This window comes from Sphingobacterium sp. UDSM-2020, from assembly GCF_016132525.1.
Lineage (GTDB): Bacteria > Bacteroidota > Bacteroidia > Sphingobacteriales > Sphingobacteriaceae > Sphingobacterium > Sphingobacterium anhuiense.
In genome coordinates this window covers 5,385,684-5,400,326 of sequence record NZ_CP066166.1, presented here as the reverse complement: position 1 = coordinate 5,400,326, position 14,643 = coordinate 5,385,684, and the positions used below count along the sequence as shown (strand labels likewise).

18 protein-coding genes and 1 tRNA gene are annotated in these 14,643 nt (G+C 34.8%); 9 read left to right on the top strand and 10 right to left on the bottom strand.

Annotated features, from left to right (window positions below; genetic code table 11):
• From JAZ75_RS22770 to JAZ75_RS22760, 3 genes are all read left to right on the top strand, one after another.
• The coding region (locus JAZ75_RS22770) for an IS3 family transposase (RefSeq protein WP_208698726.1) at positions 1-204 on the top strand (204 nt) is incomplete at its 5' end.
• Between the two features lie 152 nt (positions 205-356).
• Positions 357-1,874: an Eco57I restriction-modification methylase domain-containing protein gene (locus tag JAZ75_RS22765; protein WP_208698724.1), complete on the top strand. Its 1,518-nt coding sequence runs from the start codon at positions 357-359 to the stop codon at positions 1,872-1,874.
• Positions 1,867-2,802, top strand: a complete 936-nt coding sequence (locus JAZ75_RS22760; protein ID WP_208698722.1) for a BsuBI/PstI family type II restriction endonuclease — start codon at positions 1,867-1,869, stop codon at positions 2,800-2,802. Before JAZ75_RS22765 ends, JAZ75_RS22760 begins: the two co-directional genes overlap by 8 nt.
• Before the next feature lie 167 nt (positions 2,803-2,969).
• Here the strand turns inward: JAZ75_RS22760 and JAZ75_RS26265 are convergent, their stop codons facing one another.
• The 4 genes from JAZ75_RS26265 to JAZ75_RS22740 form a co-directional block, all read right to left on the bottom strand.
• A complete protein-coding gene (locus JAZ75_RS26265) occupies positions 2,970-3,167 on the bottom strand; it encodes a DNA-directed RNA polymerase subunit alpha C-terminal domain-containing protein (protein ID WP_410528631.1) in 198 nt (65 codons plus the stop codon).
• 46 nt (positions 3,168-3,213) lie between these two features.
• Positions 3,214-4,065 (bottom strand): IS3 family transposase, encoded by an 852-nt coding sequence (locus JAZ75_RS22750; protein ID WP_208698719.1) that lies wholly within the window; start codon positions 4,063-4,065, stop codon positions 3,214-3,216.
• Positions 4,062-4,340 carry a transposase gene (locus JAZ75_RS22745; RefSeq protein ID WP_070563634.1) on the bottom strand — a complete coding sequence of 93 codons (279 nt, stop codon included), beginning with the start codon at positions 4,338-4,340 and terminating at the stop codon, positions 4,062-4,064. Before JAZ75_RS22745 ends, JAZ75_RS22750 begins: the two co-directional genes overlap by 4 nt.
• Positions 4,341-4,591: 251 nt before the next feature.
• A complete protein-coding gene (locus JAZ75_RS22740) occupies positions 4,592-5,002 on the bottom strand; it encodes a helix-turn-helix domain-containing protein (RefSeq protein ID WP_208698717.1) in 411 nt (136 codons plus the stop codon).
• Between the two features lie 167 nt (positions 5,003-5,169).
• On the opposite strand from JAZ75_RS22740, the gene JAZ75_RS22735 reads away from it, so the two are divergent.
• Positions 5,170-5,811 carry a GIN domain-containing protein gene (locus tag JAZ75_RS22735; RefSeq protein ID WP_208698715.1) on the top strand — a complete coding sequence of 214 codons (642 nt, stop codon included), beginning with the start codon at positions 5,170-5,172 and terminating at the stop codon, positions 5,809-5,811.
• Positions 5,812-5,827: 16 nt separating this feature from the next.
• Positions 5,828-6,958, top strand: a complete 1,131-nt coding sequence (locus JAZ75_RS22730) for a hypothetical protein (RefSeq protein ID WP_208698713.1) — start codon at positions 5,828-5,830, stop codon at positions 6,956-6,958.
• A 19-nt stretch (positions 6,959-6,977) separates the two neighbouring features.
• Here JAZ75_RS22730 and JAZ75_RS22725 read toward each other — a convergent pair whose 3' ends face one another.
• From JAZ75_RS22725 to JAZ75_RS22700, 6 genes are all read right to left on the bottom strand, one after another.
• Complete coding sequence (locus tag JAZ75_RS22725) at positions 6,978-7,607, bottom strand: ATPase (RefSeq protein ID WP_232789303.1); 630 nt, start codon at positions 7,605-7,607, stop codon at positions 6,978-6,980.
• Positions 7,576-8,343, bottom strand: coding sequence for a transcriptional regulator (locus JAZ75_RS22720; protein ID WP_208698709.1), 768 nt, complete (start codon positions 8,341-8,343; stop codon positions 7,576-7,578). The genes JAZ75_RS22725 and JAZ75_RS22720 overlap by 32 nt, the downstream gene beginning before the upstream one ends.
• An 11-nt stretch (positions 8,344-8,354) precedes the next feature.
• Complete coding sequence (locus tag JAZ75_RS22715; RefSeq protein ID WP_208698707.1) at positions 8,355-8,630, bottom strand: helix-turn-helix domain-containing protein; 276 nt, start codon at positions 8,628-8,630, stop codon at positions 8,355-8,357.
• 84 nt (positions 8,631-8,714) lie between these two features.
• Positions 8,715-9,563 (bottom strand): RteC domain-containing protein, encoded by an 849-nt coding sequence (locus tag JAZ75_RS22710; protein WP_208698705.1) that lies wholly within the window; start codon positions 9,561-9,563, stop codon positions 8,715-8,717.
• Between the two features lie 81 nt (positions 9,564-9,644).
• Positions 9,645-10,892: a site-specific integrase gene (locus JAZ75_RS22705; protein WP_208698703.1), complete on the bottom strand. Its 1,248-nt coding sequence runs from the start codon at positions 10,890-10,892 to the stop codon at positions 9,645-9,647.
• A gap of 263 nt (positions 10,893-11,155) precedes the next feature.
• Positions 11,156-11,240: transfer RNA gene (locus JAZ75_RS22700), tRNA-Ser, on the bottom strand.
• A gap of 182 nt (positions 11,241-11,422) precedes the next feature.
• Here JAZ75_RS22700 and JAZ75_RS22695 point away from each other — a divergent pair.
• The 4 genes from JAZ75_RS22695 (at position 11,423) to JAZ75_RS22680 (ending at position 14,496) form a co-directional block, all read left to right on the top strand.
• The gene (locus JAZ75_RS22695) at positions 11,423-11,851 is read left to right on the top strand and encodes a GreA/GreB family elongation factor (protein WP_037526077.1); all 429 of its coding nucleotides are present in this window, start codon (positions 11,423-11,425) and stop codon (positions 11,849-11,851) included.
• Between the two features lie 94 nt (positions 11,852-11,945).
• A complete protein-coding gene (locus JAZ75_RS22690) occupies positions 11,946-12,440 on the top strand; it encodes a BON domain-containing protein (RefSeq protein ID WP_208698701.1) in 495 nt (164 codons plus the stop codon).
• Positions 12,441-12,461: 21 nt separating this feature from the next.
• A complete protein-coding gene (locus tag JAZ75_RS22685; protein ID WP_021189752.1) occupies positions 12,462-12,881 on the top strand; it encodes an SH3 domain-containing protein in 420 nt (139 codons plus the stop codon).
• Between the two features lie 166 nt (positions 12,882-13,047).
• Complete coding sequence (locus JAZ75_RS22680; protein WP_208698699.1) at positions 13,048-14,496, top strand: L,D-transpeptidase family protein; 1,449 nt, start codon at positions 13,048-13,050, stop codon at positions 14,494-14,496.
• Positions 14,497-14,643: the final 147 nt, after the last annotated feature.

The window sequence follows — 14,643 nt, the reverse complement described above, 5'->3', positions numbered from 1 at the left end:
AATGCAGTTGCAGAGAGCTTTTTTAAAACACTAAAATCAGAGCAAATATATGGGAACAAATTGGTATCAAAAGAGCAAATGAGGACAGATTTATTTGAATACATAGAAGTATGGTACAATAGAGAGCGTCGACATTCTGCACTAGGAAACCTTACCATAGAGCAATTCAATAACAAAAAACAAAATCTTAAAAAAACTGCTTAACTAGTACTGCCGATTTTATTTGCAAGTCCAGTTTTTTTGATTTAGATATAATTGTATTAAATTATTATCAAAATTTGTAATGAAAGCATATTTTAAAGTGATATTTTTACGAAAAATATCACTTTAAAATATTAGAATAAAACGTGTTAAAAATGAGCAATATAGTAGAAGAGGATTTGGTTGTGGTTTCAAATACTTTTGGGGAAATCTATTCAAAAGCGAAATCTCAAAAAGAGAAAAGAGAAATTGGTCAGTTTTTTACTCCTCAGCATATAGCTGAGTATATGGCAAAGCTATCGACATTTTCTGAAAGTAAGAAAATGAGAATTTTGGACCCCGGATGTGGAAATTTAATCTTATCGGTGAATTTAATTCAGACGTTGGTGGTAAAAGGTAAAGTTAGCTACATTGAATTAGATTTGTATGAAACTGATTTAAAATTGGAGGAAAACATTCAGTCGATGGTTACCGCAATGCGCGAATTTTTAGAATCTTTAGGAATCGGTTTTAAATGTAATATTATCTTAAAAGATTTTGTTCTTGAGAATGCGAAATATATCAATAGTGATTTTTTAAATAAATACGATATAATTATTTCAAATCCACCATATTTTAAATTGCCAAAAGATGATCCAAAATCTATAGCTACACAACAAATTAATGGGGGCTTTCCTAATATCTATTCGATGTTTCTGGCAATTTGTTCGAATATGCTAAATCAAAAAGGTGAAATGATTTTCATTGTTCCGAGGAGTTTCACATCAGGATTATACTTTAAAAAGTTTAGAAAGTATTTTTTAAGTCATGTAAACATTAAGAGTATTCATCTTTTCCAAAATAGAAATGATACTTTTAAAAAGGATCAAGTGTTACAGGAATTGTTGATTCTAAAGGCAGTTAATAAACCCGTTGATCAAGTATACATTTCAAGTTCTAGTACGTTATTGGATGATATTTCAGTGAAATCGTATGGTTATAAAGAAATATATGACATAGCTGATGATAATAGTTATATTTTTATTCCAACTAATATTACTGAGGATAAGATACTAAGAATTGTAAGTTCATGGAAAAATAAGTTAGAAGATTTTGGTATTACTATTTCAACTGGCCCAGTTGTTGATTTCCGAACTAAGGAAAATATTTTTAAATCATCGAATGACGTTGAAAATTTAAAACCATATTTTAGGCTTAATAATGTTACCCAGATGAAGTTGGAATGGCCATTAAATAGTTTGGTCAAAGGCCAATATATTCATGGGAATAATAGCACAAAGTCTATTTTGAGAGCTAATGAGAATTATATTTTTTTAAGACGACAAAGCGCAAAAGGAGATAGTAATAGATTAATCTGCTCTCCTTATTATAAAGATGATTATCAAATTGATTTTATTGGGATAGATAATAAACTAAACTATCTTTACAGTAAAAATCGTTCGCTTACGGCAGAAGAAATATTTGGTCTATCAGCTTTATTAAATTCTGCATTTATGAATTCTTATTTTCAAATATTCAACGGTAATATTAATGTCAGTGCTAGTGAAATTAAAGAATTAAAATTTCCGTCTTATGATGTGCTGATTGATATTGGAAAGAAAATTAGTAAAGATAAATTGACTGATATAAGTATTATAAACGCTTATATTAATGAAAAAATAAATTATGAGTAAAATTTTAGAAGCGCAACGTATATTAAGTGATATAGGTCTTACTGGAACACAAATTAATCGAATGGCAGGACTAACTTTGCTGGCATTAGCGAATATTACTGAAGAAAAAAATTGGAATGAATGCCAGAACCCAAGACTGACTGTTGTCAAAGGAATAATGGGATTCATGAAAGATAATTATGAAGCTAATTATGCAGAAAACTCTCGCGAATCCATTCGTCGACAAGTTTTACATTATTTTGTCCAAGCAAATATAGTTGAGCATAATCCTGATGACAAGACAATTCCAATAAATAGTTCAAGAAATAATTATGCTCTTACGCAGGAGTTTCTTAATGTACTTTCAATGTTTGGATCTACAGATTGGGAGAATGCAGTTGGAGCATTTGTAGGTCAGGCTAAAGATATCAGGGATAAATATGTAAAGACAAAAGCATTTAGAATGGTTCCAGTCAAGTTACCAGATGGTAAAGTTCTGAAATTGTCAGCTGGTTTACATAATTATGTTCAAAAAGCAATTATTGAGGAATTTATTCCAAGATTTGCACCTGGTGCTTCATTATTATACTTAGGGGATACAGCAAAAAAAGATTTAGTAGTTGATAAAGTTAAGTTGTTAGAATTAGGTATTCCTATAGATCAACATTCTAAGCTACCTGATGTTTTAGTCTATTCTGAAGATAAAGATTGGATATATTTAATTGAGGCTGTTACCACTCATGGTCCAGTTTCTCAAAAGAGAATTAATGAATTAGAAGATTTGTTTAAAGATTGTACTGCTGGAAAGGTTTATGTTACAGCATTTCCAAATATGACTGTTTTTAAAAAGTATTCAACTGATATTGCGTGGGAAACTGAGGTCTGGCTAATGGATATGCCCGAGCATATGATTCATTTTAATGGTGATCGTTTTTTAGGACCTAGATAGAAATCATTTATATATTGTGCAATGGCAAGAATATAGTACTCTTGTTTTTTTGAAAATAGGAAACATTCTCTATGACATTATCATTCACTATAATATAGATCTTGAAAAGCTTTTCAAGATCTATATTATTTTTTATATTGAGGTGGTTAATTAACTAAGCCAATAACTCAAGATCTAACTCTTTTCAATTTGAGTTGTATATCTTCAAGGCCTCTTTTTCCTATGTTTGAAAAAGTGTTTAATTTATATCGGGAAGTATTGGTCAAATCTGCAATAGTATGAATTTCATTAACTTTTAATGCGTTCAAGATTAGTGTTTTTAGTTTCAGGCTTCTAACGGAGTTTTTAAGGACAGGATTTTCTATGATACTCCCTATTTGCTGGACAACTTTTTACTAAACTAAGATATAATTACGATACATTTTTAATTTCCTTACAGAACTTTTCATCGGGTGTTATCCGTCCTAAAGATTTGTGCCTTCTTTCAGTGTTGTAAAATGATACGTACTCTTTAATGTGCCGGTACAGATCCACACCTCCATTGGGTGGATTGAGGTATATCTTCTCTCTTTTAAGGGATCCCCAGAATCTTTCGATGTAGATATTGTCCAGTGCTCTACCTTTGCCGTCCATTGATATCTTAACCTCATTTTTCTGTAAGGCTTTCACAAAAACTTCAGATGTAAACTGAGATCCCTGATCGGTGTTGAATATCTCGGGCTTACCATGAGTTTGGATCGTATCGACCAACACATCCCTGCACCATTCGGCATTCATCGTATTGGATACGTCCCAGCCCATTATCTTTCTGCTGTATACATCTATGATAGCAAACATATACATAAAGCCTTTAAACATTGGTATGTACGTGATATCTGCCTGCCATACCTGAGCAGGCCTTTCGATCTTAAGGTTCCTGAGTAGGTACGGAAATTTATAGTCCGCCTTATTTGCTTTACTCAAGTTCTTTTTAGGATGTATAGTTTTCAGATTCATGAGCTTGTACAGCCTACGAACGCGCTTATAACCCACTAAATAACCTAGATCTTGTCTTAAATAATCTGTCATGCGCTCTACCCCGTAGAATGGACAGTCTAGGAACTTACGATCTATCGCATTCATAACCTGTAGGTTGAACAGCGATTCCCCCTTGGGTTTAAAATAATAACTACTACGGGGTAACTCTATAACCTTACACTGTCTGTAAACGCTCATTTTCTTATAGGATGGGCAAACAAGCCCACGTTTCTCTTCTAAGCTCATTTGCCCAATACTTTTTTTAAGAAATCCACCTGTATCTGTAACTCCCCAATCTTGGAGTATAGTTCCTTTTCCTTGGAATCGTCTTTTGAAGAAGACTTCTCCGTGGTAAAAACACATTCTGCATTATCCAAAAACTCCCGTTTCCAGGTGTTGATCTGGGTTGGGTGTAACTCATATTTAACCGCCAGCTCTTGGATAGACTGCTGCTCTTTGATGGCTTCTATGGCTACCTTAGCCTTAAAGCTTGCACTGAATTTCCTGCGTTCTTTTTTCATTTCCAACTGCTAATTTAAACATTTATGCAGTTGTCCAGTATTGGGGTAGTATGATATTCATTATTGCTCTTTATTTCAAGGTCTTCTTCTATTAGAATTTCACGGATGCTTTCTTTGATCAATTTTTTTAATTCTTCTCGTGTCAGGTTTTCCATAGTTGTGGATATGGTTTTACTGGTTAAAAAAAGTTAGGTATGAAATAGCCCAGCATCCGTTATGGATACTGGGCTATTTTTTATGGGTATAATACTCTATTTCTCTTTATTGATTAATTTCTCAAGTAGTTCGACCTTTGATTTTTCGGCATCGAGGAGGCGTTCGTAAAGTTTTTTGTTTTCTTCGTGGGCTTCGATGAGTTTGTCAAGCGGGTTAAAAGTAGGAGCTGTATGGATTGCTATCGATGTTGATGCATCATTACTTGTGAAAGTGTTGTTTATAATGCTTAACACAGCTTCTTCGTTGAAATTCTTAATTGCTTCTGGTGTAACTCCTAATATGTCGGCTACCTGAGCTAAGAGATCTGCTTCTATTTCTGCACTGTGCTCCATGTTGGATATAGTCTGTTGACTGACTCCAAGAGCTGTTGCTAGAACTTCCTGCTTCATACCTCGCATCTCGCGTATGCGACTAATTTTTGGTCCGATCTTGTTTTCTTTACTCATAACTCAAAGTTAATAATATTCTTGTATTTGTGGGGTGTATTGTAACACATTGGTAATTTACAAATTTCTTATTGTTTTTCACAAGCGTTTGTAGATAATCTACAAGGTTAGTTGGTTGAATACATGGTTTTTAAGTGTTCATTTTGATGTAACTAAACAATATAGAAATGGAAAGTTTTCACAACATTAAAATTAACACGCGATGCGATGTTACTTTGAGTCAGGGTAATATGCCTAAAATTGAAATTGTCAATGATGAAGCAATGAGGGGGTGGCTTGATTACGAGATCAAGAATGGGGAATTGATTTTATTCACTAAGCCGGAGCATTATGGATTCTTGCTGATGCATGATCATTATCCCAAAGTCAACATCACTATAAATGTTTTGAACGGAATCGAGGTCTTAGACAGTGCATTTGTGTCAAGCGCAGGAGTTCTTCAGCTCCCGAAATTAGGTTTGATCGTAAAGTCTGGTCATGTTAAACTAGATATTAATACTGCTCTACTGGACTTAACTATTTTAAAAAGGGCTAATGTAAAGCTGAATGGTGTTTCTATAATTTCTAACGTATTGATACATGGTTTGGGATTTTATGATGGTGAAAATCTGGATGTGTCGGAAGGTAATATCTGTCTGAATAAGGACGCGAAAGCTTTGATATCTATTTCAGATTTATTTGAACTAAGAATGTATGGTAGGAGCAGGCTTGAATTTACGGGATGTCCGAAGATTACTTTGATTAATATGGACGATGGATGCTCCATCTCAAACAAAATGACAGAATCAATATCGAACGGCAGTATATAACCTAAATGAAAAAATTATGAATAATGTAAGTTATGAGACAATGTGCTTTACGCAACTGTCTTCAAATGATGTGAGAAATCCGTTTTTGGCGATAAGGGAAATATTTGGTGAGGATGTATCTGCAGAACGTCTGCAGGATGAATGTTGGGACTTAATCACAAATGCATTTAGACCGCACTATTGGATGAAAGTTAAAGCTCCATTGGAGTTTTATAAAAATTATAAAAAGATGGTTTGTCTACTCGAGGCTGGTTGGCTGATTTATAATATCCGACCGTCTTATATGATAAAAGGGGGGATATCGGAATCTTTTCCGCATGAAAATAATATTGTTAACGCTAGTATGTTTAATAATCTGGATGATCTGAATACTGCTTATAAAATGCTAATACGGCTTTACAATAATAACATGCTAATTTTCTACCGTGTGGATCTATTTGAAATACTGCTAGCGGGACTTAATCTGGCATCTGAACAAAGGGAATCTTATATAGGGGAAGTGTTGTATGAACGATATAAAGAAATCAATGCTTTGATCCAGATACTGTATACTATTGTGATTGAAGGGAAGGATAATGAAGTGACCAAGAAGGATATGGTTATATTAAAAGGTTTTGAAAATGATTTTCTTAAGAGGGGCGGGTGTCTAATTTATGATGGTGGTCTGAACAATGTTTTTGATCATTCTATAAAAAAAGCAGATTTAAAAGAGGTATTAAAGGCTAGTGAAAATGTATTGTATCATGATAATTACTGGGGATGGAACAGTAACCCGGGTAAAGTGATCTATTATTTTCAGCAGTATTTATTTACATTGGAGATCTTTTGGTTGCACTGGGAAAAAGTAAATGCCGATAGTGAAATCTTAAATTTAGCCTGGGATATTCCTACTGAAGAAGCTAATGAATTGAGAGCTGTTTCTAAAGAAGATATTACCAAACCCTGGAAATATATAAATGATAAATTTACGACAGTGCCATTGGCCATTTGGCGTAATAACTTGAGAGAATGGGAAGAGGCTGTTTTGAGCAATAAGGAGTATAAGTTTTCTAAATCTACAGATTTTAAAAGTCTTCAAACATTTTTAGAGACATTGATCGAATTGGCTGATCTAACAGATTGTTTTCCTGAGTTAGAAAAGGTTTAAAATGAGGCGAATATTCGCCTCATTTTCTTTTGTCCTGTACTGCCATATCGAAACCGATTAGATTTACCATTTCGCGGAGCCGTGACCGGAGCCGGTTACCATAGGCTTCTTCTAATTCGGTTGCCGAAAGATTTGTCGTAATATGTGTCTTGAGTTTTCCTGCCACAAATAGATCATATCTGGAGAGTAGTATCTCTGCGAGTACGTTACACTCATTTCCGAAGTGCTTCATGTTCTTTTCGGTACCAAGGTCGTCAAAGCAATAGTTGCGGAATTCACTGGAATAGATTTTCCCACGGCTATACCGGTGGATGGTTTCATAACCATCTTGGATAAATTCAAATGTGATATCTCTGGCGCTTTTTACAACAAATTTGTTTTCAATACTGCAGAGTAGTCGACAAAGGTTCATCAATGTAGTTTTTCCGCAACCGATAGGACCAGTAAGCATGATTCCTTTGTTGAGATCAATATTTTGTTTTTGACATAATTCCTGATCTTGGAGAAAATATCCTGCGAGCTTGAGGATAGTTGCTATATCTTCCTGGTGTATCTGAAATTTTGTTCCATAAAGTTCTTTTCCTTTTTGCTCAAGAAAGGCGAATACCTGATTGTAATCAAAGTGGTTCGAAATAGTTTTTATTTGCATTACTGTGTAGCTGTTGTGCTCTTGGTGACTTATCCTGTTTTGCATTTGTGTTGAATTTGACTGCGTTTGATATCCAATTTTTTCCTGAAGCTTTCCAATCTATCATTGGGCTTTTTCCGCCAACTAACCATCCGTTGGCGGTGTAATGATTGATAAACCTTTGCGCTTCCTGGATGGTGGAGTGCTGGCTGAGGAAAAACTCTTCGACCTGGTGCGGTGGGGGCGGTATTGTATTTTCTTTTTTTGCGGAACTTTTTTCTTTTTTAAATTGAGGAATTGAAAATTGTGACCTATCTATTTCCTGATTTGATTTTTTCTTTTTCTCTCGCGAGTGGGTACTGATATTATCTATGATAATATTAGTACTAGATAGTTTATTATATGGCTCGTTTAATGGTCTTGTGGTCAAAATATGAACGGGTTCATTTTTTGAACTGCTAACGGGTGAATTTGTCGGAAAAAATGAGATCTGGCTTCCTTTTAACGGGTTGTAAGAGGGCTTATATTCAATATATCTGTTGGTATGGAGAAATGCCATTGCTTTGTGGTATGTTGCTTTGGAATTGATCTTGCTAAGGCGCATGATATCGTCGCGGATAATCTGGATCTGCTGGGTAAAGCGTGCCTGATTCCAACTTTGAAAAAGTGCCATAAAGAGACTCATATGTGTTGGGGTAAAATAGGGATCTACAGATGATTTGTTGAAAAAATGTGTTAACTGCTTAATATAGTTCATGATCTGGCTCTTTAAGAAAATGGTGCTGATGAATTGTCATCAAAGGATTGATTGATGGAATCTAATGAATAAAAATAGGTGTTACCGAATTTGCTCCACTTGATATTGCCATTAATGCGATAGTTTTGCAATGTGCCTGGTGAAATATTTAATAGTTGTTCGACTTCTTTTGAGCGTAGCCATTTCTTCTTTTGATCATTTCTCTCGTTTATTAGGTTTTTAAATTCGGTAATTAATTCAATTTTGAATCTAATCAGGTCTTCTTTGGTCAAAATCTCTACTGACATAACTTTTTGATTTATGGTGAACTGTAAAATTGGATATTATATAAATGGTTTTTTCACAAGTTGTTACCAACTTGTGAAAAATAATTATGGAAATATCTCGCTATCAGTATCTTTAATTCTTTTGACTAAGGAGTCTTTTAGTGAATCTAGGAATTTTGTTTTATTGTTTTTGCGTGCACGGATGTCGAAAAATACTCGGTTGTACTGCCCTAAGTCGAGATCGAATACTTCTTGAAAGTATTCGGCTATTTCTTTGAGATCTGCTTTTCCATTATTGAATACACCGGAGGAATGTAATGCGTATATGGATTCAATGAGATCGGCCTTTGAGGCTGTCCATTTAAGTTTGGATTTCTTTTCCTGTATGATGGTACTGGATCTGGTAAAAGACTTGATCTTTTTCTTGAGATAGTGCCTGGTCATTTCAAGTGCTTCTACTTTGGCAAAGATGCTGACAGATGGTGTGGTATATCTCTTGTCAATATCTATGATCATATCAGCATTTGGCAGAAAGAAATCGTTCTTCAGTCTTCTAAAGAACTGTTGATCTAATTTATTGGAGTTTGTTTTATAATAGTTATAAAAAAAGTGATTATCACTGATTTTGCTTTTTATCCTGTAAAGTGCTTTTAGATAATACTTCTTTATTTTTCTTAGTGGTATAGCTGGCTTTTTAATTTCAATTTTCTGCACCATGTAGTAATACTGGAGTAGTGCCAGTAGATGGCATTTAATGTTTTTAAAATAAAAGATTTCGTCCTCGGCACTTATATCTGGTATCGATTCAAATTTTTCCTTTACGTATTCGAGTCTACCTGAGATAAACTGTATGGCCATCTCGGTAATCTGTGAGCTGTCATGCTGATACTTTTCTTCCAAATTTTTGATGTAGGAAGTAATATCTTCATTAATTTTATGAAAGGTTTGATTCATTATCGTTAAGAAAAGTTCGTAAACCTCAATTTTAAAAATTATATCGTTTCGAACCTTTTATTTCTTGTAACAAGTATATTGCTAGCTCGTTTTCTTTATTGTTTTTGTTTTGTGCATTTCTAATACTGCTTTAAGATTGTCCATGTCATTTGCTACTTTTCTGTCTGTTATTTTTGCATAGTGCTGTGTTGTACGGATGCTTTTGTGCCCTAACATCTTGGAAACGGATTCGATAGGCACTCCATTTGAAAGTGTTACTGTTGTTGCAAATGTATGTCTAGCGCAATGGAAGGTCAGTTCTTTGTTTATTCCGCTGATTGTGGCAATCTCTTTGAGATAGGCATTCATTTTTTGATTACTGGCTACTGGCAATAATGTGTTTTCATTGTTGCACTTGGGGTGATCTTGATATTTTGCAATGATATCTAATGCTGATCCTAATAATGGTATACGCGATGGTGTGTTTGTTTTTTGACGTTTGGTATCTATCCAAAGTTGACCGTCGATTCCTTTGATAAGGTTAGCGGGTGTTAATTGTTTGACATCGATGTAGGCTAGTCCGGTAAAACATGAGAATAGGAATATGTCGCGTACGGCGTCCAGACGTTCGATTGTGATGTCTTTGGTGGCGATGATTTCCAGCTCTTCTTGTGTGAGGATATTGCGTTCTACTTCTTGAAGCTTGATTTTATAATTTAGACATGGATCCATACTGATCCAGCCATTGGCCAAGCAAATTCTTATGATCTTTTTAAAGTTCTTGATGTACTTGACTGTGGTATTGTTGCTACAGCTTTTTTCTGTCCGCAGATAGAAGTCGTAACCTGTAACAAAGGCGTGATCGATCTTGGTGATGGCTATATCGTTAGTAGCGTATTGAAATTTGATATATTCTTGGGTATGTTTTAACGACGTTTCGTAACGTTCGTGTGTTCCCTCGGAATAATCTATTCCTATTAGGGCTTTGATTTTATTGTTGTGATCTTGAAAGATAGGGATGAGGGTTCTTTCTCTTAGTATGTTCTTGCCTAGGTAAGCGCCCATGAATTTTTCTAATGTTAATTCCGTGCCCTGGTATTCTAATACAATTTGTGTTTGTATTAGCTTGTTTTTAATGGTATCGAGATAGCTATTTATTGAACGGGCTTCTTCGTTGGTACCTTTCATTTTCATCGTTTTTTGATCCCACTTGGATGGCGTGATGAATTTTTTGGTTGAGAATTCTGTTCGTTTACCTTGTATAGTGATCCGTATATAAATGGGATGCTGGCCTGCTTTGTTGGCTTTTACTGCACGGGCATACATGTAGATGGTAACTTGACTGCTCATTGTGGTGGTGTTTTATTTCAATATTCAATTTATTCTATTGGATATAAACTGTCAAGATGTTCAACGACTGGTCATGTAATGCCTTTATTCAGTGCTCATCTAGCGGTTCATTTTAGCGAGACCCTAGCTAACCATATTTAAGGGTCTCGCTAGGGTCTCGCTGGAAATGAGAGGTATTGAAAAAAACGATATGTGCGTATAAAAGAAAAACCCTACAAATTGTATAATTTGTAGGGTTTTGATACTTTCTCCTTGTTAGGATGCGGAGAGCGAGGGATTCGAACCCCCGGACCTATGACAGTCAACAGTTTTCAAGACTGCCGCATTCGACCACTCTGCCAGCTCTCCGTCACAAAAGTACAAATTTTAAGCTCAATACCAAATTTATTTTGGCATTTAAAGCTGTTTTAATGTATTGTGAGCTGTATCATCCTGTTTTTTAGTTACTTTTATTTTGATTTTTTTCTTTAAATCTTTATCCCTAGTTTGCAATCATGGAGAAGGATTATACTTTATTACGATCGTCGTTAATGTCATCATGTAAATTACATGTTGAGGATCGCATTGCAAACTTAGAACTGGCATTGAAATCGGCTCACGAGGCAAGTACTGATGATACTAAAAGTAGTGCGGGTGATAAATATGAAACTACGCGCGAAATGATGCAACAGGATATCGCGAGATGTCAAATGCAGTTGGCAGAAGCAAAAAAGGATGAATTAATATTAACGGGGCTTCTTGAACCTAATCATTTGGATTTTGTACAGAATGGAAGTATAGTGGAAACAAATTTGGGTATTTATTTTATAGCAATTAGCATTGGTGTTGTGAAAATCGATCATGATAAGGTGTTTGTAATATCTAATCAATCGCCAATCGGAAAGTTGCTTTTACGAAAGAAAGTTGGGGAATCATTTGTCTTCAATAATGTAGAACAACGTCTACTTTCTATTAATTAGTTTGGGAATCGAAACTATTTACTCTGATAATTGTTTAGATTTAAGTGTCTATATTGGATGATTTAGGCTTTAAAAAAAATAAAAAACTGTGATTATGGAGTTAAAAAGAGTATTCCCAATGTTAATGATGGCGGGCACTTTAGCTGTTGCAATGCCTTCCTGTAAATCTAAAGTTTCTGATGCTGATTTAAAAGCTAAAGTAGAAACGGTGATTACTAGCCATCAAGGTATAACGACATCGGTTAAGGATGGTGTCGTTACTTTGGAAGGTTTCGCATCTTCAGATGCAGAGAAGGCTCAGATTGAAACTGTCGTCAAAGCTGCTGATAAGTCTATCAAGTCTGTTGTGAATAATATTATCGTGCAAGCTGTTCCTCCGGCAGAGATTTCTGTTAATACTGTGGATGAATCATTAGCTAAAGGTATTGTTGATGCTACAAAAGATTTTCCAACTGTACAGGCTACTGTTAAAGATGGAGTTATTTCAGTAACTGGAACTATTGAAAAAGCAAAGTTAGTAATACTAAAACAAGCTTTGGATAATTTACATCCCAAAAAAGTTGATCTGAGTGCGGTTGTCACTAAATAACTAATTCAAAAAACGAATATCATGGCTTTAGAAGAAAAATATAAAGTATTATTGGATACTGCGAGATCATCTGGTATTAATGATTTAAATTATGCCGAGCAGGATGGCGTATTGCAAATTAGGGGTACTGCCCCTTCTGCAGATGTTAAGAATAAATTATGGGAAATATATGGAAATATAGACCCAAATTTTGCAACAGGAGATGTGGTTATGGATGTAGAGGTAGCTACTGAGGTTCCAGGAAGTGAGGTCAGGGTTATTACTGATAGTTCAAATCTGAACATTCGTAAAGGACCTGGTACTGATCAGCCTATCGTTGGGAAAGCTGCAAAGGATGAAATCATCACATTGATTAGTAAAGCTAATGACCAGTGGTGGTTAGTTCGGACAAAAGATAATGAAGAGGGGTATTGTTTTGCACAGTATCTACAGACAGTTTAAGTCTTTCTTAACCTTTAATAGAGCCTAAAATTACATTATTTTAGGCTCTGTTCGTTTTATAAGGTTGTAGCGGTACCTTGACAATTAGGGTAGTTGTAATAACAAATTTCAATATCATTTGAAACATTGTTATCTTTGAGCTTTTGAGCAATTTCTTAATTATATTATGCGAAATTTAGTGCTTGTATATTTTTTGTTTATACTTTCCTTTTCATCTTGTCAAACAGATCCGCCCACATTTGGTGATATTTTAGCAAAGTCATTTGATCAAGAGATATTTAAAGATTTTGATAGTACGGCATATTTCTCTGCTATTGAGAAAGAATTAAAAGGTGATAACTCTCGTTTGTTTAACCCGAAATGGATGCGTGTATTAGCAGATTCCTCTCGTGGTTTTACCTGGATACCTAATCAGTTGTTTACGGGTGGTACAGATACTTTATTGTACTATCTAGAAAGATCTGAAGAACATGGTATTGATCCCTCAATTTTTCATACTGTAGAAATTAGCCGTGCTTTGAATCGGCTAAAAAGTAAGCAAATAACGGATTTAAATGAGGCTTACCAATTGTTGGCGAAAGTGGAAGTTCTTTCTTCAGATGCTTTGGTTGCCTATTTGAACGTATTGGAAAACGGTATTGTAAATCCTAAAAAACTTTACGGAAGGTATTTTGTCGGGCATAAACGATATTCGTTAGATAAGGCAAAGCACTTGCTGGATAGTGCTTTAAATGTTTCGGAGGTTGTGAACCATGCTCAACCTACAAATTCGATTTATAGAAAATTTCAGCATCTGTTGCTTGAAGGAGATCTTAATAAGGAAGAACGTGTCAAAGTTTTGATGACCATGGAACGGTTGCGGTGGATGGGGGAAGATTTTCCTGATAAATATGTTTTCGTGAATATTCCGGAAATGAAACTTCAGATGATCACAGCAGGGGCTGTTGAACAAACGATGAATGTTTGTGTGGGAGAGACTGAAAACAAAGCTTTTGCTAAAACAGGGGAAAATCACGAAACTCCTATGATGCGCGGTGTACTGGATAGAATGCAAGTTAATCCTGTATGGAATATACCTAAAAGTATTGTGAAAAAGGAACTGTTAAATAGTGTAAGAGCTAATCCAGGTTATCTTGAGAGTCGGAATATGGTGGTTTATAATCTAAAGGGGCAAATCGTTGATCCTTATACAATAAATTGGCAGGCAGATTCGGTAGAGAATTTTAAATTTAAGCAAAACCCTGGATTTGATAATTCATTAGGGAATATAAAGTTCATCTTTGCAAATCCTTATGCTATTTATCTTCACGATACTCCTGCTAAACAGAAATTTAAGGTGAGTAACCGTGCTTTGAGTCATGGATGTGTACGTGTAGAAGATCCTACCAGTTTAGCTGCTTTTTTAGTTAATAATGAGAAAGAGGCGGAAAAAATTGCAACAGAAATCAAAGATTCAGTTAATAATTCCAGATGGGTGAAAATGAAAGAGGGCATCCCTGTTTACCTATCTTATTACACGACTTGGTTAGATGGGGATGATAAAATTCAACAATTTCCTGATATCTATGGTTATGACGAACGATTGAAGGTGGCAATGAAGAAATATCTCAATTAATTTTTAGTATCCGAATAAAATAAAATCCCCTTTACAAAAGTAAAGGGGATTTTATTTTATTCGGATTTGCTTTTACTAGCTTTCTTTGTTTTTTTCTCAGCTCTTTTTTCTTTTAGCGTCTTTTCAGCTTTCTTTTTATCATTCTTT

What these genes read in the sequence shown, in the direction of transcription:
- JAZ75_RS22765 (WP_208698724.1), top strand. Translation starts at nt 357, where the DNA reads ATGAGCAATATAGTAGAAGAGGATTTGGTTGTGGTTTCAAATACTTTT.
- JAZ75_RS22760 (WP_208698722.1), top strand. Translation starts at nt 1,867, where the DNA reads ATGAGTAAAATTTTAGAAGCGCAACGTATATTAAGTGATATAGGTCTT.
- JAZ75_RS22750 (WP_208698719.1), bottom strand. Translation starts at nt 4,065, where the DNA reads ATGAGCTTAGAAGAGAAACGTGGGCTTGTTTGCCCATCCTATAAGAAA.
- JAZ75_RS22745 (WP_070563634.1), bottom strand. Translation starts at nt 4,340, where the DNA reads ATGAAAAAAGAACGCAGGAAATTCAGTGCAAGCTTTAAGGCTAAGGTA.
- JAZ75_RS22740 (WP_208698717.1), bottom strand. Translation starts at nt 5,002, where the DNA reads ATGAGTAAAGAAAACAAGATCGGACCAAAAATTAGTCGCATACGCGAG.
- JAZ75_RS22735 (WP_208698715.1), top strand. Translation starts at nt 5,170, where the DNA reads ATGGAAAGTTTTCACAACATTAAAATTAACACGCGATGCGATGTTACT.
- JAZ75_RS22730 (WP_208698713.1), top strand. Translation starts at nt 5,828, where the DNA reads ATGAATAATGTAAGTTATGAGACAATGTGCTTTACGCAACTGTCTTCA.
- JAZ75_RS22725 (WP_232789303.1), bottom strand. Translation starts at nt 7,607, where the DNA reads ATGCAAATAAAAACTATTTCGAACCACTTTGATTACAATCAGGTATTC.
- JAZ75_RS22720 (WP_208698709.1), bottom strand. Translation starts at nt 8,343, where the DNA reads ATGAACTATATTAAGCAGTTAACACATTTTTTCAACAAATCATCTGTA.
- JAZ75_RS22715 (WP_208698707.1), bottom strand. Translation starts at nt 8,630, where the DNA reads ATGTCAGTAGAGATTTTGACCAAAGAAGACCTGATTAGATTCAAAATT.
- JAZ75_RS22710 (WP_208698705.1), bottom strand. Translation starts at nt 9,563, where the DNA reads ATGAATCAAACCTTTCATAAAATTAATGAAGATATTACTTCCTACATC.
- JAZ75_RS22705 (WP_208698703.1), bottom strand. Translation starts at nt 10,892, where the DNA reads ATGAGCAGTCAAGTTACCATCTACATGTATGCCCGTGCAGTAAAAGCC.
- JAZ75_RS22695 (WP_037526077.1), top strand. Translation starts at nt 11,423, where the DNA reads ATGTCATCATGTAAATTACATGTTGAGGATCGCATTGCAAACTTAGAA.
- JAZ75_RS22690 (WP_208698701.1), top strand. Translation starts at nt 11,946, where the DNA reads ATGGAGTTAAAAAGAGTATTCCCAATGTTAATGATGGCGGGCACTTTA.
- JAZ75_RS22685 (WP_021189752.1), top strand. Translation starts at nt 12,462, where the DNA reads ATGGCTTTAGAAGAAAAATATAAAGTATTATTGGATACTGCGAGATCA.
- JAZ75_RS22680 (WP_208698699.1), top strand. Translation starts at nt 13,048, where the DNA reads ATGCGAAATTTAGTGCTTGTATATTTTTTGTTTATACTTTCCTTTTCA.